The 18,666-nt window shown below is 68.7% G+C and carries 15 protein-coding genes and 1 riboswitch; of the genes, 3 read left to right on the top strand and 12 right to left on the bottom strand.

All coding sequences use genetic code 11. From position 1 onward, the window contains the following. Window positions 1-15: 15 nt before the first annotated feature. The 5 genes from glk to GGD82_RS05915 all read right to left on the bottom strand — a co-directional run bounded on the left by glk (window position 16) and on the right by GGD82_RS05915 (window position 6,844). On the bottom strand, window positions 16-1,017 hold the full coding sequence (gene glk / locus GGD82_RS05935; RefSeq protein WP_150062320.1) for a glucokinase: 1,002 nt from the start codon (window positions 1,015-1,017) through the stop codon (window positions 16-18). Between the two features lie 22 nt (window positions 1,018-1,039). Further along, window positions 1,040-2,482, bottom strand: coding sequence for an alpha,alpha-trehalose-phosphate synthase (UDP-forming) (otsA, locus tag GGD82_RS05930; protein ID WP_150062321.1), 1,443 nt, complete (start codon window positions 2,480-2,482; stop codon window positions 1,040-1,042). Window positions 2,483-2,726: 244 nt separating this feature from the next. Beyond that, the gene (locus GGD82_RS05925; RefSeq protein ID WP_150062322.1) at window positions 2,727-5,192 is read right to left on the bottom strand and encodes a glycoside hydrolase family 65 protein; all 2,466 of its coding nucleotides are present in this window, start codon (window positions 5,190-5,192) and stop codon (window positions 2,727-2,729) included. Window positions 5,193-5,271: 79 nt separating this feature from the next. Further along, on the bottom strand, window positions 5,272-6,096 hold the full coding sequence (gene otsB, locus GGD82_RS05920; RefSeq protein ID WP_211364762.1) for a trehalose-phosphatase: 825 nt from the start codon (window positions 6,094-6,096) through the stop codon (window positions 5,272-5,274). Continuing rightward, the gene (locus tag GGD82_RS05915) at window positions 6,086-6,844 is read right to left on the bottom strand and encodes an HAD family hydrolase (RefSeq protein ID WP_150062323.1); all 759 of its coding nucleotides are present in this window, start codon (window positions 6,842-6,844) and stop codon (window positions 6,086-6,088) included. Before GGD82_RS05915 ends, otsB begins: the two co-directional genes overlap by 11 nt. Window positions 6,845-7,270: 426 nt before the next feature. Between GGD82_RS05915 and GGD82_RS05910 the strand changes: the two genes are divergently transcribed. Beyond that, complete coding sequence (locus GGD82_RS05910) at window positions 7,271-7,735, top strand: hypothetical protein (protein WP_150062324.1); 465 nt, start codon at window positions 7,271-7,273, stop codon at window positions 7,733-7,735. 29 nt (window positions 7,736-7,764) lie between these two features. On the opposite strand, the gene GGD82_RS05905 is transcribed toward GGD82_RS05910, so the two are convergent. Genes GGD82_RS05905 through GGD82_RS05885 form a run of 5 tightly spaced genes read right to left on the bottom strand, consistent with a single transcriptional unit; the run spans window position 7,765 to window position 11,308 of the window. After that, window positions 7,765-8,451: an energy-coupling factor ABC transporter ATP-binding protein gene (locus GGD82_RS05905; protein ID WP_150062325.1), complete on the bottom strand. Its 687-nt coding sequence runs from the start codon at window positions 8,449-8,451 to the stop codon at window positions 7,765-7,767. After that, complete coding sequence (gene cbiQ, locus GGD82_RS05900; RefSeq protein ID WP_150062326.1) at window positions 8,435-9,244, bottom strand: cobalt ECF transporter T component CbiQ; 810 nt, start codon at window positions 9,242-9,244, stop codon at window positions 8,435-8,437. Before cbiQ ends, GGD82_RS05905 begins: the two co-directional genes overlap by 17 nt. Next, complete coding sequence (locus GGD82_RS05895) at window positions 9,241-9,828, bottom strand: NikL family nickel/cobalt ECF transporter subunit (protein ID WP_170284274.1); 588 nt, start codon at window positions 9,826-9,828, stop codon at window positions 9,241-9,243. The genes cbiQ and GGD82_RS05895 overlap by 4 nt, the downstream gene beginning before the upstream one ends. A gap of 13 nt (window positions 9,829-9,841) precedes the next feature. After that, the gene (gene cbiM / locus GGD82_RS05890; RefSeq protein ID WP_150062327.1) at window positions 9,842-10,474 is read right to left on the bottom strand and encodes a cobalt transporter CbiM; all 633 of its coding nucleotides are present in this window, start codon (window positions 10,472-10,474) and stop codon (window positions 9,842-9,844) included. Window positions 10,475-10,498: 24 nt separating this feature from the next. After that, window positions 10,499-11,308: a DUF4198 domain-containing protein gene (locus GGD82_RS05885; protein WP_150062328.1), complete on the bottom strand. Its 810-nt coding sequence runs from the start codon at window positions 11,306-11,308 to the stop codon at window positions 10,499-10,501. Between the two features lie 194 nt (window positions 11,309-11,502). After that, window positions 11,503-11,725: riboswitch (cobalamin riboswitch) on the bottom strand. A gap of 203 nt (window positions 11,726-11,928) precedes the next feature. Between GGD82_RS05885 and argE the strand changes: the two genes are divergently transcribed. After that, on the top strand, window positions 11,929-13,131 hold the full coding sequence (gene argE, locus GGD82_RS05880; RefSeq protein ID WP_150062329.1) for an acetylornithine deacetylase: 1,203 nt from the start codon (window positions 11,929-11,931) through the stop codon (window positions 13,129-13,131). 58 nt (window positions 13,132-13,189) lie between these two features. Beyond that, a complete protein-coding gene (locus GGD82_RS05875; RefSeq protein WP_150062330.1) occupies window positions 13,190-14,545 on the top strand; it encodes a hypothetical protein in 1,356 nt (451 codons plus the stop codon). A 72-nt stretch (window positions 14,546-14,617) separates the two neighbouring features. Here GGD82_RS05875 and GGD82_RS05870 read toward each other — a convergent pair whose 3' ends face one another. Next, window positions 14,618-17,035 carry a bifunctional metallophosphatase/5'-nucleotidase gene (locus tag GGD82_RS05870; RefSeq protein WP_150062331.1) on the bottom strand — a complete coding sequence of 806 codons (2,418 nt, stop codon included), beginning with the start codon at window positions 17,033-17,035 and terminating at the stop codon, window positions 14,618-14,620. 165 nt (window positions 17,036-17,200) lie between these two features. Next, window positions 17,201-18,505, bottom strand: a complete 1,305-nt coding sequence (locus tag GGD82_RS05865; RefSeq protein WP_150062332.1) for an NAD(P)/FAD-dependent oxidoreductase — start codon at window positions 18,503-18,505, stop codon at window positions 17,201-17,203. Window positions 18,506-18,666: the final 161 nt, after the last annotated feature.

Genomic DNA, 18,666 nt, shown 5'->3' with positions numbered 1-18,666 from the left:
GGAGCGGGCGGCCGGTCAGGGGGACCCGACGGTTCGCCCGGTGTCCCGCAGCAGGCGGACTAGGCCCGGGAAGGCCGGATTGGGATGCAGGACCACCCGGGTCGGCACCCCGGCCAGATAGTCGCGGAACCGGCCCTTGGCCTCGAAGCGGTCGCGGAACGGCGAGGTCTGGAACCGATCCCGGTTGGCCGGCACGATCCCGCCGAGGATATAGACCCCACCAAGGGCGCCGGCCGACAGCACGAGATTCCCGGCCACCGTGCCCAGAAAGGCGAACATCATATCCACCGCGCGCACGGCGCGGGCGTCAGTGCCCGCCTGCGCGGCGGCGGCGATGGCGCGCGGGCCGGTCTGGGCGGGCGGTTCGCCGTCCAGGGCACAGAGCGTTTCGTACAGCAGTGCGAGGCCCGGACCGCTGACGAGCCGTTCGGCGGAGACGTGGTCATAGGTGTTCCACAGGTGGGCGATGACCCGGGCTTCCTCGGCGGTGGTCGGGGCCAGCGTGACGTGCCCGCCCTCCGTGGCGAGCGGACGCCACAGGTCGGGGCCGTCCGGCACCAGCAACGCCACGCCCAGGCCCGTGCCTGGACCCAGCGCAGCGATGGGGGCGGAGATGGGGGTCGTGGCGGGTGCGGGCTCCGGGCCGACGTTCAGCGTATCGGCGGGGCTAAGCTCGGGAATCGCCATGGCGTTGGCGACGAAGTCGTTGACCACCGTCAGGGCGTCCAGCCCCAGCGCGGCCCGGCTGCTCGCGATGGAAAAGGTCCAGGGGTGGTTGGTCAGGCTGACCTCATCCCCCCCCACGGGGCAGGCGATGCACCATGCGGCGCGGTCCGGCGCGTTTTCGTCGCGCGCATGCCGGGCCAGGAAGGCGCGCGCGGCCTCCACCGGACCCGGGAAGTCACGCGTCGCCAACCGTTCGGCCGCGATCACACGGCCGTCCGGCTTGACCAGGGCGAAGCGGGCGTTGGTGCCGCCGATATCGGCGATCAGGCCCGGGCGGGGCGGGGCGGGCATTGCGGTGCCGGTCCGGGACGGCTCAGGCACCGGCGACCGACGTGGCCTTCGAGGCCGCTCCGGTGTCGCGGCTGGACTGCAAGGCCATCGGGGTCGGCACGGCGCGCAGCACCTTCAGGAATCGCTCCCGCCAATGCTCCAGCGAGTTCTCGCGCACCTTGGCCATCATGCTCTGCCAGCGTTCGCGGCGTTCCTCCAGCGACATGACGAGGCCCTGGTTGAGCGCCGCTGCGACCGCGTCGTGGTCATAGGGGTTCACCAGCAGGGCGGTGTCCAGCTCCCGCGCCGCGCCGGCGAAGCGGGACAGCACCAGCACGCCCGGATACTGCGGGTCCTGGCTCGCCACGTACTCCTTGGCGACGAGGTTCATGCCGTCGCGCAGCGGGGTGACGACGCCGACACGCGACAGGCGGAAGAACCCGGCCAGGGTCTCACGCTGGAAGTTCTTGGTGAGGTAGTGCAGCGGCATCCAGTCGAAATCGCCGTAGCGACCGTTGATGTAGCCGGCCTGCCCCTCCAGCGTGTCGCGGATGTTCTTGTACTCCGGCACCTCGGAACGCGACAGGGGCGCGATCTGCATCATGGAGACCTGCCCGCGATGGGCCGGATACAGCTCCAGGAAGCGCTCGAACGATTTGAAGCGGTCAGGAATGCCCTTGGAGTAGTCGAGGCGGTCCACGCCGATCATCAGGCTGCGGTTGTGCAGGGTGCGTTCCAGCCGGCGGGCCGCGCCCTGTTCCACCGCGCGTTCGGCCGCCGCCTCCATCTGCCCGCGCTCGATGCCAATGGGGAAGACCTCGGTGTGCACCAGCCGGCCGTAGGCGCGCATGGTGGTGGCGTCCAGCTCCTCGCCGTTGGCCTCGTGCACGATGTAGTCGCGAAAGGCGCGCAGGTCGTTCTCGGTCTGGAAGCCGACCACGTCATAGGCGCACAGGCTTTCCACCAGCAGGGCGTGGCTGGGCAGGGCCAGCAGCACCTCCATGGCCGGGAACGGCGTGTGCAAGTAGAAGCCCATCGGGTGCTCGATCCCCAACGCCCGCAGTTCGCGGCCCAGCGGGATCATGTGGTAGTCGTGCACCCAAATGTGATCGTCATCCCCGATCAGGGGCCGGACCTTCTCGGCGAACAGTGTGTTGACCCGCAGATAGCCAGCGTAGTTCTCGTGGCTGAACTCCGCCAGATCAAGGCGGTAGTGGAACAGCGGCCACAGGGTCCGGTTCGCGAAGCCGTTGTAGTATTCGTTGTAGTCCTTGCGACCCAGGTCGAGGGTCGCATAGGTGACCGGCCCGATTTCGGTGATCGAGGGGGTTTCGGCGGTCTGGGCGGCGGTCTTGCCGCTCCAGCCGAACCAGACGCCGCCGCAACTTTGCAGCGCATCGCGCAGGGCCACCGCCAGGCCGCCGGCCGTCGCGGACTGAGCGTCCGGCACGGCCACTCGGTTGGACACGACCACAAGACGCGACATATTTGCTCCTCCCTTCGGTCCCCGCGCCGGCTCATGCCGGACCATCCACCGGGACCGCTCCATCAGGACAAGCGGCGCCCCGACTCTGTCCGAGCACCGCCGTCGGTTTTGCCTAATTTTAGGCGATCCGGGGCCGTAACGCCACCCGTCGCGAGTTGACCGCCGCGGCGCGCCACCGCGCGCCGGGCATTGCCTCACGTGGCCTTACGGGCCCTCATTTGACGTGTCCTCAGTTAACGTGTCTTCACTTGGCGGCGGCCGGGGCCGCCTTGCCCGCTTTCTTGGGCGCCTTGTCCCGGTGGTTCAGGTCGAACACCATGGTTTCGCCGGGGTTCAGCTCCCGCTCCTCGCCCCGCACGCAGATGGTGAGGGGATCGGCCCAGCCGTGTTGCGCCGTCACCGTCATTTCGTCCGTGCCGACCACCACCTGAAGCCAGCGGCCCCGGTGGCGCAGCTTCAGCTTCACGGTGCCCATGCGGTCGGTGAACACCGGATCGAAGTGCAGCGCGTGGTCGCGCACGTCCAGGCCGGTGAAGCAGCGTTGCACCAGATCGACCGTGCCGGCCATGGCGCCCAGATGGATGCCTTCCGGCGTGGTGCCGCCCTGGATGTCGTCGATGTCACTGTGCAGCGCCTGGGTGAACAGCTGCCAGGCCTTTTCCGGGTGACTGCGGGCCATGACGGCGGCATGGACCATGTACGACAGCGTCGAGCCGTGCGACGTGCGGGCCAGATAGTAATCGATGTTGCGCTGCCATTGCTCCTGCGTCAGGGGATTGTAGCCCAAACGCTCGAACTGGGCCGAGAGTTCCTCGCGCGAGAACAGGTAGAACAGCATCAGGACATCGGCCTGCTTCGACAGCTTGTAGCGGTCGGCGCTGTCGCCCTCGGCCTCCAGAATGCGGTCGAGGCGCTGGATGTCGCCGTACTTCTGGCGATAACCCTCCCAGTCGAACTCCTGGAGGTTCTCGTAGCCCTCGAACTGGCTGATGATGCCCTCTTCGTGGAAGCAGACGGTCATCTTCCGACTCATCTCGTCCCACAGCGTCAACTCGCGCTCGTCGAGCATCAGCTTGTCCAGCAGCTCGTCGCGGTGCGTCGCGTCCAGGCTGGCCAGGGCCTTGAGCGCCACACTGCACAGCCACGCTACCATGATGTTGGTGTAGGCGTTGTTGTTCAGGCCGGCGTCGTCGCTGTCCGGATAGGCCTCGTGGTACTCGTCCGGCCCCATGACGTGATGGATCTCATAGCGGCCGGTGTGCGTGTTGAGGTGGGCGAGCGAGGCGAAGAAGCGCGTGATCTCCAGGATCAGCTCGGCGCCGCGCAGCTCCAGGAAGTGGTCGGCCCCGCTGATCTCGAAGTGGCGCCAGACGTTGTAGGCGATCGCCAGACTGACGTGGCGTTGGATGCAACTGTTGTCCGGAACCCAGCGGCCGGAGCGGGGGTTCAGGTGGACCTTCTGGCTTTCCTCGCGGCCGTCGCTGCCCGACTGCCAGGGGAACATCGCCCCCTTGTGGCCGTCCTCCACGGCGGCGCGGCGCGCCTCGGGCAGGCGCAGGTGGCGATAGCGCAGGCACGAGCGCGCAATGGCCGGCAGGCGGAAGTTCAGGAACGGCAGGATGAACAGCTCGTCCCAGAACACGTGTCCGCGATAGGCCTCGCCGTGCCAGCCGCGCGCCGGCACACCGACGTCGAGGTCGATGGTGTTGGGCGACAGCGTCTGGAGCAGATGGAAGATGTGCAGCCGCAGGATCATCTGGGTGTTGCGGCCGTCGTCCAGCTCGATATCGCAGCGGTCCCACAGAGTGCGCCAGACCCGGGCGTGATCCTGGGCCAGCCGGGAGAACGCGGGGGCGTGAGTCACGGCCTCGCGGGCCGCGATGCCGGGTTCGGCGATCGCGGAATCCCGCGACGTGTACAGGCTGGCCAGCTTCTCGACCACGAGGGTCGCCCCATGCTCGACCTGCGCGGTGACGAGTTGGCGCACATAGCCTTCCTCGTTGTCGGCCCGGGTTTTGGATTCAAAGGCGTGCGGGTTGGAGACCACGCGGGTCCGTGCCGCCTGGGCGACACGCAGGCGCGACTGTTTGGTCTCGACCACGATTTGGGCCATCTGCTCGCCAGTGTCCGGGTTCTGGAACGTATCGGCGGCCAGCGGGGTCAGGTGCGAGCTGTTGAGGTCGCGGTAGCGCTTCACGCCGGCGTTGATGACACGGCCATCCAGGCCGGACTGCACCTCCACGGTGCCGGACCAGTTGTGCGCCGTCAGCATCATCTGAATGCCGGCCATGTGCATGTCGGCCATGCTGACGAGGCGCTGGGTCTTCAGCGTGCTTTCGCGGTTCTGCTTGTCGCGGAACCGGACCTCGACCTCCAGAACGCCCTCGCGCATCTTCAGTTCCTGGCGGAACGACAGGATGGTGACGGCCTGGATGTTGAACCAGTCGCCGTCGTCGATGCGGAAGGTGATGGCCGACCAGTTGGGCAGGTTGACGAGGTCTTCGTTCTCGATGACCCGGCCGGCGATCTCCGTCTGGGCGCGGTTGTAGCCGCCGGCCAGATAGGTGGCCGGGTAGTGGGTCTCATCGGCCATGACCCAACTGAAGGCGCCGCGCGTGACGAAGTAGCCGTTACCGGTGGCGGACAGAGCCTCGCGGAGGCCCTGGTTCTTAGGATCGAACTGATCGTAGACCAGCGACCATGTGGACATAGCGCGGTCCTTTCGTGGCTGAGGCGGTGGGACCGTGGACAGGAGACAAACACGGATACGCGGAGGGAACGGGCGGCCGTTAGGGTGTGAGCCGCCGCAGAAGGTCGAGAACCTGGTCCGGGTCATCCACCCGGAAGTCGGCCGCCGACACCCGGCCCTGATCGCTGTCGCTGGCCGGCGCGGCGAGGACGCCGATACCGTTCATGCCTTGCAGCGCCTTGAACGCATCCTCGTCGGTGACATCGTCGCCGAAGAACATGGGGGCGTGTTCGGGGTCGTCCAAGCTGAGCGTGCCAAGCAGGTGTTGCACCGCCTTGCCCTTGTCCCAATCGATCGCGGGCTGGATTTCGAACACCTTTTTGCCGGGCTTTTCCTTCAGCCCGTGCACGGCGCCCAGAACCCGGTCCAGGACGCTGCGGAACAGCGGGTAGTCAAGGTCCGGAACCAGACGGTAGTGCGCGGCGACGGAGAACTTCTTGCGCTCCACCAGGGCGCCGGGGATTTCGCTCAGGCCGGCTTTCAGGCGGCTTTCGACCTCATCCATCAACGCGGTGTAGTCGCCGATGCCCTCCAGCGTGAGCACGCCGGCCGCAGGCGTGCGGATGTCGAAGCCGTGGCTGCCGGCGAAGGTCAGGGAGTCGATGCCGACCAGCTTTTCGACGTCGGGCCGGTCGCGGCCGCTGACCACGGCCACCGGGCGCTTGCGGGCCAGGGTGTCGACGACAGCGCGGCCCTCGTCGGACAGGATGGCGTCCTCCGGGCGGCTTACGATGGGGGTCAGGGTGCCGTCGTAATCCAGGAAAATCGCGGGTTCGCGCCCGTTCAGGGCCGCGTCCAGGGCGTCAAAGGCCTCCAGGGCGTGCGGCAGGTCGCGCACCGGGCGCAGGCGGGGTTCAGTGGTCACCGAAAAAATCTCCCAAATCCTTGACGACAATGTCGGCGCCGTTCTCGCGCAGGGCGGCGTCACCCGCGCCCCGGTCGATCCCGATCACCAGTCCGAAACCGCCATCGCGCCCGGCCTGGACCCCGGACAGCGCGTCCTCGACCATGATGCTCTCGGCAGGGGTGACCCCGGCGAGGCGGGCTCCCTCGATGAAGGTGTCCGGCGCGGGCTTGCCGGGCAGTCCCTTGGCGGCCGCGTACACACCGTCCACCTGGGCGTCGAACAGGTCGAGCAGCCCGGTGCTGGCAAGCACTGGGCCGCAGTTCTTCGACGAGGACACCACGGCGGTGCGCAGGCCCTCCGACCGCAGTTGCCGGATGAGGGCGACGGCTCGGTCGAACACGGTGACACCATCGCGTTGGATGACGCTGTTGAATTCGGCGTTCTTGCGATTGCCGAGTCCACAGATCGTGTCCAACTCCGGAGAGTCCTCCGGCGACCCCTCGGGCGGGGCGATGCCGCGCGAGGCAAGAAACGTGCGGACCCCGTCATAGCGGGGCCGGCCATCCACATAGAGCAGGTAGTCTTCGGTGGAGAAGGGGACGAACGGCACCCCCTCCCGTTCGGAGTGCGCGCGCAGCACGGCGTCGAACAGGTTCTTCCAGGCGGTGGCATGCACCGCCGCCGTGTCGGTCACGACCCCGTCGAGATCGCAGATGATAGCCTTGAGGCCTTTGCCCGCCCAGGGCCACGGTGTCGGGTGCGGCATCTCTCCCCTTTCCGGTTGTGAGGCGCGCGTTCCGCCAATGGGGAACGGATCATCCGACGGCACGGACCGGGCGTGTCACCCAATCCGGACACGGGTCATAAAAACCCTCGCCGGAGGACAGCCCTCGCGGGCTCGACGACAGCGATGACGGGTATCATAGCGACATTGTCCGGCTGAGGTCACCCCCCGCGACACTGAAAACCCGTGACGCGCGTGTTGCATTGGTCCTTAGGGTTGTCGCGTCCATGGTGCTTTGGTCCGGGTCCCGAGCAAAAGGTGGGCCGATCAATCCGGCCTTGAAATGTGGCCGGGAGGGGGGCAGGGTGAGCCGAAGGCCCGCTCCTTTCGAAGGGCCTTCTTTCGGACCAACGACCTGGGTCGTCGCACGGTCCGCGATCGCGCCGGGGTCACGGGAGATCGACCGCCATGTTCCCGTTCTTTCCCTTCGGACCGGTGCCGCCGGTGCCGTTCCTGTTCCCGTTCAAGGCTTTGTCGGCGTGGTCCGACGCTCTGGCGTCCGCAGGGCCGTTCGGTCCGCGGGCGGCGGCCGGGGATGACGCGGGCGCGGCCCGATCCGCCTTCGGGGCGGGCTTCGGCGCGGGACCGGCGTCCCTGATGAGCATGGCCATGATGCCGGTCCTGGCGCCGTTCGCCATGGGCTCGCAGATGGCGCGGGTCATGGAGGACGCGGGGCAGGTGGCCGCCCAGGTGCGCGATTCGCTGGAGCGCGACGACGGCCCGGTGCATGTCGTGGTGGGCGATCCGGACGGGCCGCTTGGCCTTGCCATCGGCCTGACGTTCCTGCGCGGGGGTGGGCGGAGCCATCTCGCGGACGGCACATCCCGGCCCGAGGCGCTGGTGGACGTGACGCCGAAGCCGGCGGAGGAGTGAAAGCGCCGTCCGGCTCTTGCGCCGCCCCTCTACTCCGCAGATTGCGCGTGACGGCAGGTGGGCTGTGGATCGACCAGCACGCCGTCGCGCAGGCGGAGCGTGCGCGTGACCACCTTGCGCCGGAAATGGGCGTCGTGTGAAATCACGATCATCGCCTGCGGCAGCGCGTTGAGCACCGTGACCATCCGGTCCGTCGTTTCCTCGTCGAGCGCGTTGGTGGGCTCGTCGAGCAGCAGCACGTCCGGCTCCATCGCCAGCACGCTCGCCAGCGACACCAGCCGCTTCTCGCCGCCGGACAGCTTGTGCGTGACCCGGTCCGCGAACCCGGTCAACCCCACTTGATCCAGCACCCGCGTCACGGTGCGCAGCGCCTCGTCGCGCGACTGACCGATGTTGAGCGGGCCGAAGGCGATGTCCTCCGCGACCGTGGGGCAGAACAGTTGATCGTCCGGGTCCTGAAAGACGTAGCCGGCCCGGCGGCGTACCTCGGCGAAGTCCGCCTCCTCCCGGCGCTCGGTGCCGAACGCCACGACCCGCCCGGCCTGCGGCCGCAGCAGTCCGACCAGGATTTGCATGAGCGTGCTTTTGCCCGCCCCGTTCGGGCCGGTGATGGCCAGCCGCTCACCAGGGACCAGCGTCATGGAGGCGCCGGCCAGGACCGGCGGCCGGTGCGGGTAGGCGAAATGAAGGTCGGTGGCCTCAAAGCAGGGCGACATGGCTCAGATCCAGAACAAGCAGGCCGGTCAGAACCCCGGCCAGGAGAACGGCGAACACGGCGTCGCGCGCGCCGAAGCGGAGCGTATCAAGCAACGGCAGATGGCCGGTGAAGCCCCGGCACTTCATGGCCTGAAGGATCCGCTCGGACCGCTCCAGGGCGCGCACCAGCAGCATCCCGATCAGATAGCCTACGCTCCGCAGCGTATGCCCGTTGGTGCGTGGCCGGAATCCGCGCGCCTTCATGGCGCGGCGCATGCGGTGGTATTCGTCGTCGATCACGCCGATGTAGCGCACCGTGAACAGCAGCAGATGGACCAGCGCCATCGGCGCCTTCAGGCGGGCGAGGGCATGGCCGAGTGTGGTCGGGTCCATCGACCCCACCAGCGACAGCAGCATCAGCACGATGGCGTTGGCCTTCAGCGCGATGGCGGCGGCCTTCTCCAGGCCCGGCCAGGAGGCCGGCCAGCCGAGAACCGTGAACGCGACCGGTCCGGGCACGGTAAAGGGCAGCATCAGCAGTAGGACAAAGATGAAGCCATCCATCATGACCATGCGCTTCAGCGTCGGGCCGGGTGCCAGACGGGCCGTCAGCATGGCCACCACCGCCAACAGCAGCGACACGGTCAACAGAACAAGGTCGCTCAGGCTGACGGTGACGACGGCGAACGCGGCGGCCGCCAGGATCCGTGTGCGTGGGTCGAGCGCCTGGATCGGGTCCGGACGCGGGGCTTCGCCGACCGCGCGCCCCGGGGTGTCCGGTGTCGCTGTCCGCTGTCCGAGAACGTGGCTCATTCGGCGGGGGTCGCCGGGCCGCCGCGTGCGTCGCGCCGCCGGGCCATGAGGAAGAACGCCAACCCGAACAGACCGACGATATAGCCGATGCCGCCCAGGATGGTTTGCAGGTCGTTCTTTTCCTTGTAGGCGCTGATCTCCCGGCGCAAGGGGCGCATTTCGTCGCGCACCGCCGTGGCGATCAGGGCCGTCAGTTCGGCCGGGGGCAGGCCGGTGGTGGCACCACCCGACGTGTCGGCCGACGGTGCGGCGCCGCCGGACGCTGGGGCGGGCATGTCGGCGGCGTCCAGGGTGAACTGGGCGACGTGACCGGCGCCCAGGTCGGCTCGGAACACATGGGTCACAGTCTGGGTCGGCGTGTACGTGAAAAAGCCATCGGCGTCGGTCCGGGCCTCGCCCATCTTGGTGCCGTTTTCGTCGAAGACCTCGACCACGGCGTCGGCGGCCATATCGCCGTTGGAGAAACCGACCTCGCCCTCGATCATGTCGCCGGCCGGGTAGGCGGCGGCGACGACCTTATGGGCCAGGGCAGGGGCGGCGGTCAGGGCCATCAGGCCCAGCGCCAGACACGCGGCGCGGATCATGGGGGTGTCCTCCTCAGGCGGGGCGGGCGGCGTTGGGCGCGGGGCCCATCACGCCGAACAGGTCCGGCTTCACACGGTGGATCAGAATGACGGCGGCGGCGCAGATCACGCCCTCGATCACCGCCACGGGCAGGTGCGCCAACACGACCAGTTTCGCGGCCGGGATGAAGGCGTCGCCCGACAGCCACAGGGTCAAGGCCACGATGAGGGCCGTCATAATAATGGCCGACGCCCCGGCCAGCAGGCCGCCGAACGCGGCCACGCGGACATTGGGCGCCGTGACCATGCCCCGGAACATCAAGCCGACCAGGACCGCCGGCAGCGCGATGTTGACCGTATTGACGCCCAGGACCGTGACGCCACCGAAGCCGAAAAAGACGGCTTGCAGCAACAGCCCGACGAACAGCGCCGGAAAGGCCGCCCAGCCGAGCACCAACCCGGCGAGGCCGTTCATGATGAGGTGAACGCTGGACGGCCCGATCGGAACGTGGATCAGCGCGGCGACGAAGAAGGTCGCGCTCAGCACACCGGCGGCCGGAATGCGCTCCAGCGTCAGGGCGCGCAAGCCGAGCGCGATTCCCCCAGCGGCGATGACCCCACCGGTAATGACCACCGGGGCGCTGAGCGCGCCGTCAACGATATGCATGGTGCCCCCTCCGTCCGCCGTGAACTACTTCAAGTCGTAGGCGCGGATCCAGATCACCGCATCCTGGCTCAGTTCCTTGCCCTCGTGCTCGGTTTCGGGACCCGACCCCAAGGCGGCGAAGCCCCAGTACCCGGCCTTCGGGATGCCGAACGTAAACGTCCCGTCGGCGTCCGTGACCGCGACCACGGACCCGCCCGGCAGGGGGGAGACGGTCGGTTCGGTTGTGCTGTTGGCCGCCATATCGGGTTCGGCGGCGATGTACTCGATCTCGATCTCGGCGCCGGGGACGGGCTCGCCGTTCGACAGCACGACACCGGAGAAGGTGGAGCCGGCGATGATGTTGGTCGGCTTGTTCAGCGGCACGATCTCGGTCGGCAGGCCCTGCGCCTCGGCCCAGTCCGTGGGCATGGTGCCCCGGTTCAGGTAGGCCTTGGTGATCTGCTGGATGTAGATGTCCTCGCTTTCCTCGTAGTAGGGCGCGGGCACGGTCACAAGCACGTAGTCCCCGGCGCGCTTGACCGGCACGGTGGCTTCCCAGGCGTCGGCGGTGTTGTCGGCCCCCTGGAAGGTGATCGGCGTGAGGCGGTCGGTCAGGTCGGTCTTCTCGCCGCGATGGATCATGTAGAAGTCGAGCGGCTTCGCCATATCCATGGCGTGGCCGTTCTCGAACGGGTGCCAGAAGATCAGCTTGACCGGCACGTCACCCGGCCGGTCGATCTGCACCTCGGGGGTATAGCTGAGCTGGAAGTGGGCGTTTGCGGCGGCCGGCAGCATGAACGCGGCGGCGGAGGTTAAGGCCAAGGCCGCCGTGGCGGCCCGGAAACGGAAGGTCATTGCGCGTCGCTCCCAAAGCGCGCAGGCGGCAGCGTGTCCGGGCTGCCGCGCGCGATCCATTGAAAGGACGGACGGGGAGAAGTGGCGCCGAGGGGGCGATGCCCGAAAAGAATACACTTCGGATCCGGGACCGCCGGCTTCGAACGCCAGACGCACACCCCGGCGTCCGGTCGAGCCCGCGTTCCGTCGTCAGGACGAAACACGGATCGGCGGCAGGTCTCCTGGCTCGCGGGTCGTTGCATGGGCGTCGCCTTCCCGGATCGGCCGTTGGCCGTGGATCCAGTGGCGGGGTGACGCCGGCTCTCCGCTTACAGTTGCGGGGGCAGCCACGGTTTTGGTCCCTGTTGGGTACGCCGCACCGTGTTCCCTTTTCACCCGGCCGCGTGGCGCCCGGGAACCGTCGATGCCCCGAGCTATCCCTATTCCCGAACGGGTGTCAAGAGGACGTCGGGATGGACTGCCCGCGATGCCGGGGCGTGACGTCTCAGGGTATCCCGGGGCGGGCATCCGGGTGTATGCCAGCGCTTGCGTGGCGGCGTGCGGCGTCCCAGGTTTGAGACCCATGCGCCCGCCCCGTGTTTTGCGTCCGCGCTTTGTTTCACGTCAGGAGACCCAATCCCATGCCGCATGGTCCGGCCTCCTCGTCGGTTTCCGGTTCCGACGAGGCCTTGGAGATCCAGTCCAGTGTCGCGATGATCCGCCGGCTGGTCGGGTTCGACACCACGTCGCGCGCGTCCAACCTGGCGCTGATCCATGCGGTGCGGGACCACTTGGCGGCGCACGGCGTGCCGGCGACCCTGATCCACAACGCGGAGGGGTCGAAGGCCAACCTGGTCGCGACGGTCGGGCCGGCGGTCGAGGGCGGCGTTGTGCTCAGCGGCCATACCGACGTGGTGCCGGTCGATGGGCAGGCCTGGGATAGCGACCCGTTCACGCTGACGGAGCGGGGTGGCCGGCTGTACGGGCGCGGCACCGCCGACATGAAGAGCTTTTCCGCCATCGCGCTGGCGCTGGTGCCGGAGATGGTGGCGGCTGGCCTGAAGCGGCCGATTCATCTCGCGCTGTCCTACGATGAGGAGGTGGGGTGCCTCGGCGCGCCCTCGATCATCGCGGAGATGGCGCGCACCGTCCCGACGCCCGCCGCCGTCATCATCGGCGAGCCCACCGGCATGAAGGTGGTCGGCACGCACAAGGGCATCCGCGTCTATCAGGTCGACATCACCGGCCTTGAGTCCCATTCGGCCCACGCCGACCGGGCCGTCAGCGCGGTCATGACCGCCGCCGAACTGATCCACTGGCTGGGCGAGCGCGCCCGGGAGCGGGCGGCGGCGCCGGTGCCGGGGTCCCTGTTCGATCCGCCGTACTCCACCATTACGGCGGAGGTCATCAAGGGCGGTACGGCCCACAACATCATCTCCAAGGCCTGCTCGTTCGTCTGGTCGGTGCGCGACGTGCCGGAGGACGACACCGATGCCCTGGAAGCGGCGTTCCACGCCCAGGCAGACGCGATGCAGGCCGCCATGCGACGCATTGCGCCGGAGACCGGGATTCGGATCGCGCGGCTGGCGAACGTGCCGGCCTTCCGCCGCGAGGCGGACTCCGACGCGGACCGCCTGGTGCGGCGCCTGACCGGGGACAATACGACGGGGGCCGTGTCGTTCGCGGCCGAGGCGGGCCAGTTCCAGCAGGCCGGCTATTCCACCATCATGTGCGGCCCGGGCTTCATTGACCAGGCGCACCAGCCCAACGAGTTCATCGCGATCGATCAGGTGCGCGCCGGGGCCTCGTTCCTGCGCGGGCTGATCGCTCATCTTTCCGCGTGAGGCCCGCCGCGCTGGCGAGCCGCCGGCGCGGTCGCTCCCGTCACGGAGACGTACGATCATGATCGGCAACACCGACTACGGACCTTCCGGCATCGTCGCGGAAATCGCCTGCGCGGGCTGCGGCAGTGTGGTCGATCCCAACATCACGCTGGGCCTGCGGTGCCCGCTGGCCGGCACCGGGGATGGGGTCGATCACAGCCTGAACCGGTTTCTCGACGGTCCCAAGCTGGGCTTTCCCGAAAGCCTGGACCGCAACCCGTTCGTCCGCTACCGCACGCTGATGACCGGCTACCACGTCGGGCGGCGGCTGGGCTTGACCGACGACGCCTATGTGTCGCTGGTCAGCGATCTGTCCCGCCGCGCCGAGGATCTGCTGGGTGAGCCGTTCCTTATGGCCCACATCGCCGAGTTGCCCACCGACAGCGCCGACCTCGGCATGCCGGTGCGCCGGCTGGAGGCGACCAGCACGATCCTGCCGTGGCCGACGCGCGGTCTGTTCGCGATCCTGGTCCATCTGGCTACGCTGGAGGCGGCGGGCCATCGCGCCGTCGCCGGCCGCGAGACGGCGCCGCTGGTCACCCTTGGCGATCCGGAGCTTGTGCGCACGGCCGTGGTGATGGCGCAGGTGTCGGCGCGACCGCTGCACGTCGTGGTGCCGAACCCGTGCCCGCGCGATCTGCTGGACTTCCTCCAGGCCGCGCGCGTTACGCCGGTGCCCGCGGACGGGGCGACCGGGGCGGCCTGCCGGGCGCGCTTCCATCAGGCGCTGCGCGAGGGCGGGGTGCCGTTCACGCCCTACGGCGCGCACGCTCTGCCGGCGCGCGACGGGCTGTCCACGCTGGCCTATGACATCGCCGAGGCGCTGCATGCCCGCTCCGAGGTGCTGGCCCTGATGGTGACGCCGGCGCGCGGCGGCGCCCTGGCCTCGGCGCTGGCGAGCGGCCTGTCGGAGGCGTTCCTGGTCGGGGGGCTGACGCGGTTGCCGCGTCTCGTGGCGCTGGACACCGAGCCGGAGGCGGTGCTGATGGGCGCCATGGAGCACCTCGACGCTGCCATGGGCGGGATTGAGGATCCCCGGCCCGAGGTCTATGTCCCGGCTTTGCGGGATGCAGCGCGGGATCCGGACGCGGTGCTGGTTCCGCCCGACGAGGACGAGGAGTCCGGTTTGCGGCCCTGGGCGGCGCAACCGCCGGACTGGCTGGCCTGCCTGGAAGGGGTCATCCGGACGCGCGGTGCCCTGGTGTCCATCGAGGGGGTGGACACCGATGACGACGCCGGCGGCGCCGATGCGGAGCGGGACGAGGGCTCGGCCTCGCTTGCGCTGTCCGTCACGCTGGAGGCGCTGCGCGAGATTCCCGACCGGCGGCCGCTGGACGACGACTACGAAGACGGCGTCGCCCTGATTATCAGCTAGTATCACTCGCCAGACCGGGGCATCCGCCCGACATACGCAAGGACCGCGTTTGCCGGGCGGCGCGCCGTCGGATCAGGGCGTCGCGATGTCGTCGGTGTAGCGTCCTTCGCCCATGCCATACCCCATCAGGTGCTGAAGCGGATTGACCGCGGCGTCGGCCACGTCCGCGTTGGCATCCAGATAGGCGCTGGTGTCGAACGCCGCCGACGGGTCGCGGCCTTCGCGCCAGCCGTACAGAGCGTAATGCTCGAACGGGTTCACCCCGGCCTCGGCGACGTCCGCGTTGTTGGCCAGGTAGAACGACGTGTCGAAGAAGGCGTTCGGGTCGCGGCCCTCCGCCCAGCCGTACAGCGCGTAATGCTGTGCCCCGTTGGCAAAGGCACCGGCACGGACGGCGGCCGCCACGTCATCGTTGGTGGCGAGGTACAGGGCGTCGTCGAACCAGCTTTTGGTTCCGAACACCGCGTCGTCACGGGCGTCGAGGTTCTGGATGCGCAGATCCCCGCTGGCGTCGGTGTCCACGCCCGCGTAGGCGCGCCCGTCCGGGTGGTTGGCGATCAGGTATTCGGCCAGGGCGTCCTGCTCGCTGCCCGGATCGGCGAAGGTCGAGGTGCCCGCGTCGGTCAGCACATCGCCGAGGTTGACGACGTTGGCCGTCTCCGCGCCCAGGGCTTCGGCAAAGGTCGGGAACGGGAAGCTGTCGCCGCCGTTCTCCACCAGGAAGTCGAGCCCCACCACGCGCACGGTGCCGTTGGCGTCGCCGACGAACTGGCCGTTGGCGACCAGAACCGTCACGACGGTGCCGTTGTCGTCCACGATGGCGGCGTTGACGATGCGGCTGCCGGCCTCAAGGCTGGTGTCGTAGCTGTAGCGCACGCCCGCGACCTGGGCGAACTGGCCAGGTGTGGCCCCCTCGCCGGACTCCGCGACGCCGTGCTCCAGCACCTGAACGAGCTGCTCCTGCGTGATGGTCTGCAACGCCAGACCGTTGTTGAAGCGCAGCGCGTTGACGATGTCGAGCTGGGAGACGTCGCCCACATCCTTGCCCGCGTCGGCGTTGCCCTGGGGTGCGACCAGGGTGCCGTCGGACTCGACCTCGCCGATCTGGGCGCGGATGCCGCCGCCGTTCTTGATCGAGACCATGACCGAGGAGTCATAGGACTTGGCCAGCGCCAGATTGGCGTCGGCGGTCAGGTCGCCCAGGTTGGTTTCCTGGGTGCGGACCTGGGCGCGGCGGCCTTCCAGGAAGACGTCGGTCGTGCCGGTCAGGGTGCCGTCCTGCGCGGTGACGATGGCCTCGACGCCGGCCACCAGTTCCCGGACCTGATCGCCCGGGCTGCCCTCGGTGAAGGCCGCGTCGGTGCTGCCGTACAGGCTGGACACCATCGCGTCGGTGGAGGCGTAGGCGCCGCTGTCAGCCGCGCTGATGCTGTCCGGGTTGAGCACGCCGTTTTCGTCGAAGCCGACGACCAGACGGCCGACGTAGCTGTACTCGCCGTCCGTGCTGACGATGACGGCGGCGTCGCCGTCGGCGTTGGTGGTGACGTAGGGATACGTCTCGGCGGCCACATCGCCCGGGCGCAGGGTGTCGGTCTCGTCGGCCAGCAGCGTGTCGGAGCCGCCCGCGACGATGATGTCGACACCGTGCAGCAGGCCGACCAGCTCCTTCTCCAGCGCGATCTGCTGGAGGTGCGAGGTCAGGATGATCTTGTTGGAACCGGCGGCGATCATCTGGTCGATGACTGGCTGCAGGATGGCGGCCAGCGCGGTCATGTTGTTGTCGCCGGCCGCGACCACGACATCACCGGTCGACGAAATGGTGTCCAGCATCGGGGTGGTGGCCCCGACCACGCCGATCAGCTCGCCGCCGACCGTGAACAGGGCACCCGGGGCGATGCGCGGCGATTCGGTGCCGGCCGCACTTTCGGTCGGTCCGCCGTGAACATAGGTGCTCATGTCCAGAATGTCGGTCGTCGCGGTGCCCGACAGCGAGCCGTCGGCGGAGAAGTCCAGGTTGGCCGACAGGTAGGGGAACGTCGTGCCCAGCCACTCGTCGTCCGCCAGGCCCTCGCCGCCCAACGACGGACGGATGTAGTCCGCCATGGTGTCGGTGGCGAGGTCGAACTCGTGGTTGCCCAGCGCCGAGGCGTCGAAGCCGATGGCGTTCATGATCGCCATGTCGATGCGGCCGCGCGCCCCTTCCAGTGCCGCGTACATCTCATCGGAGGTCAGGCCGAACAGCGCGTTCGCCGCCGTGTTGAACACCGCCGCGTCCGTGAACAGGGCGGCGTTGAAGAACGGCCCCGGGATCACGTTGTCGCCGGCCGAGAGCGTCAGCGTATTGCTCATCGTGCCTTGGAAGTGGTCGACGATGGCGGCGAAATTCGCGGCGCGGTCGATGGCGTCGACGCCCCCTTCCAGGTCGGAGGCATGCAAAAGCTGGAACGTAAAGGCGTCGCCGGAGGCGTGCGCCGGACTGCTGGTGCTCATGTGGCGGGTCCCCATCCAGGTGTCAGACATCGGGATCAGGACGCTACCAGCGGTGTGTTTCACCGCGATGTGATGCAAATGAAGAATTTGTTGTTGCTTAGTTCCGTTCGGGTGGGCCTGCCCCCCTTTAAGAATGGGTCTGGCGCTGAGACAGCCGGGAGGTGCCTACAGCCAGTCGCGCACCCGGTGCACCGCCATGGCCGCCACCAACAGCGGCGTGCGCAAGCGGCGCCCGCCGGGGAAGGGCAGATGGCGGATGCGGGCCATCAGGTCGAACCGTTCCTCCTGGCCCTCGATCATCTCGGCCATAAGCTGCCCGGCGAGGCTGGTCAGCCCGACCCCGTGGCCCGAGAAGCCTTGCGCGAACAGGGTCCTCCGGCCGATGCGCCCGAAGTGCGGCAGCCGGTTGACGGTGATGGCGACATAGCCCCCCCAGGCGTAGTCCACCGCCACGTCGGACAGGTCGGGGAAGGTCGCCAGCATGGTCCGCCGCATGGCGCGGGCGACGCTGGCCGGTTCGATCCGCGAATAGCTCACCCGGCCGCCGAACAGCAGGCGGTGGTCCGACGACATGCGGAAATAGTTCAGGACGAAATTGACGTCCGAGACCGCCTCGTTGCCGGGTATGAGCGCCCGGGCGCGCTCTTCGCCCAACGGCGCCGTGCCGATGATGTAGGTCCCGACCGGCATGATTCGGTGGCCGATGGATGGGACGCGCTGCCAGAGATAGGCGTTGCCGCCCAGGATCAGCCAGCGCGTCCGCACCACACCGTGCGGGGTCTGGACGGCGACGCGGTCGCCCTGCTCCTCGAACCCCACCAGCGGGGTCGCCTCGTGGATCACCGCGCCCGCGCGTTCGGCGGCCGCCGCCAGGCCCAGCGTGTAGTTCAGGGGGTGCAGATGGCCGCCGCCCGGATCGTACAGCGCGCCGATGTAGCGCGCGCTGGCCACGCGGGACTGCGTGAGGCGGCGATCCCACACCTCCAAGCCCTTATAGCCGAGTCGCCACCACTCCTCCGCCGTGTCCACCAGGTCCGCCACCTGACGCGGCTTCAGGGCCACGTCGATGTGGCCGGGGACGAAGTCGCAGGCGATGCCGTGGCGCTGGATCCGATCCTTGACCAGGGTGACGGCCTCGGTCCCAAGGTCCCAGTACGCCTGGACCTCGTCGGGGGCCAGTTGCGAGCGGATCGGTCCCAGCCCGGCGGCGAAACCGGCGATGAGTTGTCCGCCACTGCGGCCGGAGGCGCCGAAACCGGTGATGTGCTCCTCCAGCACGCGCACGCGATAGCCGCGTTCCGCCAAATGAAGCGCGGCGGCGGCACCGGTCATGCCCGCACCGACGACGCAGACGTCGGTTTCGGTATCACCGGTCAGCGGCGGCCGCAACGGACTCGGCGCGGTGGTGTCGGTGTACCAGGACCGCGGCAGGGTCTGCGCGGGCGGAAGACGGGGAGCGACGACGGGCATGGGGCGGGCACAACGCAGGCAGACACACGATCCTTCCCCTATACGGCAGCCCGCCGACTCCGTCCAGCATCCGGCGGCGGCGGCGCTCCGGCTTCGGCGAAGACTCGCAACCCGGCGTATCCGTCTTATGTATGACGACGCATCGTGTCGTCGCGCGGAGC

Origin of the sequence: Roseospira marina, from assembly GCF_014197855.1 — a bacterium.
GTDB classification, from domain to species: Bacteria; Pseudomonadota; Alphaproteobacteria; order Rhodospirillales; family Rhodospirillaceae; genus Rhodospira; species Rhodospira marina.
The sequence above is the reverse complement of the archived record's forward strand: the minus strand, read 5'-3'. Positions and strand labels throughout refer to the sequence as shown.

Bases quoted from the DNA above. Each gene is read 5' to 3' on its own strand.
- GGD82_RS05885 (WP_150062328.1), bottom strand. From the start codon at position 11,308: ATGACCTTCCGTTTCCGGGCCGCCACGGCGGCCTTGGCCTTAACCTCC.
- glk (WP_150062320.1), bottom strand. From the start codon at position 1,017: ATGCCCGCCCCGCCCCGCCCGGGCCTGATCGCCGATATCGGCGGCACC.
- argE (WP_150062329.1), top strand. From the start codon at position 11,929: ATGCCGCATGGTCCGGCCTCCTCGTCGGTTTCCGGTTCCGACGAGGCC.
- GGD82_RS05875 (WP_150062330.1), top strand. From the start codon at position 13,190: ATGATCGGCAACACCGACTACGGACCTTCCGGCATCGTCGCGGAAATC.
- cbiM (WP_150062327.1), bottom strand. From the start codon at position 10,474: ATGCATATCGTTGACGGCGCGCTCAGCGCCCCGGTGGTCATTACCGGT.
- GGD82_RS05870 (WP_150062331.1), bottom strand. From the start codon at position 17,035: ATGAGCACCAGCAGTCCGGCGCACGCCTCCGGCGACGCCTTTACGTTC.
- GGD82_RS05895 (WP_170284274.1), bottom strand. From the start codon at position 9,828: ATGATCCGCGCCGCGTGTCTGGCGCTGGGCCTGATGGCCCTGACCGCC.
- otsA (WP_150062321.1), bottom strand. From the start codon at position 2,482: ATGTCGCGTCTTGTGGTCGTGTCCAACCGAGTGGCCGTGCCGGACGCT.
- GGD82_RS05905 (WP_150062325.1), bottom strand. From the start codon at position 8,451: ATGTCGCCCTGCTTTGAGGCCACCGACCTTCATTTCGCCTACCCGCAC.
- GGD82_RS05910 (WP_150062324.1), top strand. From the start codon at position 7,271: ATGTTCCCGTTCTTTCCCTTCGGACCGGTGCCGCCGGTGCCGTTCCTG.
- GGD82_RS05915 (WP_150062323.1), bottom strand. From the start codon at position 6,844: ATGCCGCACCCGACACCGTGGCCCTGGGCGGGCAAAGGCCTCAAGGCT.
- GGD82_RS05925 (WP_150062322.1), bottom strand. From the start codon at position 5,192: ATGTCCACATGGTCGCTGGTCTACGATCAGTTCGATCCTAAGAACCAG.
- GGD82_RS05865 (WP_150062332.1), bottom strand. From the start codon at position 18,505: ATGCCCGTCGTCGCTCCCCGTCTTCCGCCCGCGCAGACCCTGCCGCGG.
- cbiQ (WP_150062326.1), bottom strand. From the start codon at position 9,244: ATGAGCCACGTTCTCGGACAGCGGACAGCGACACCGGACACCCCGGGG.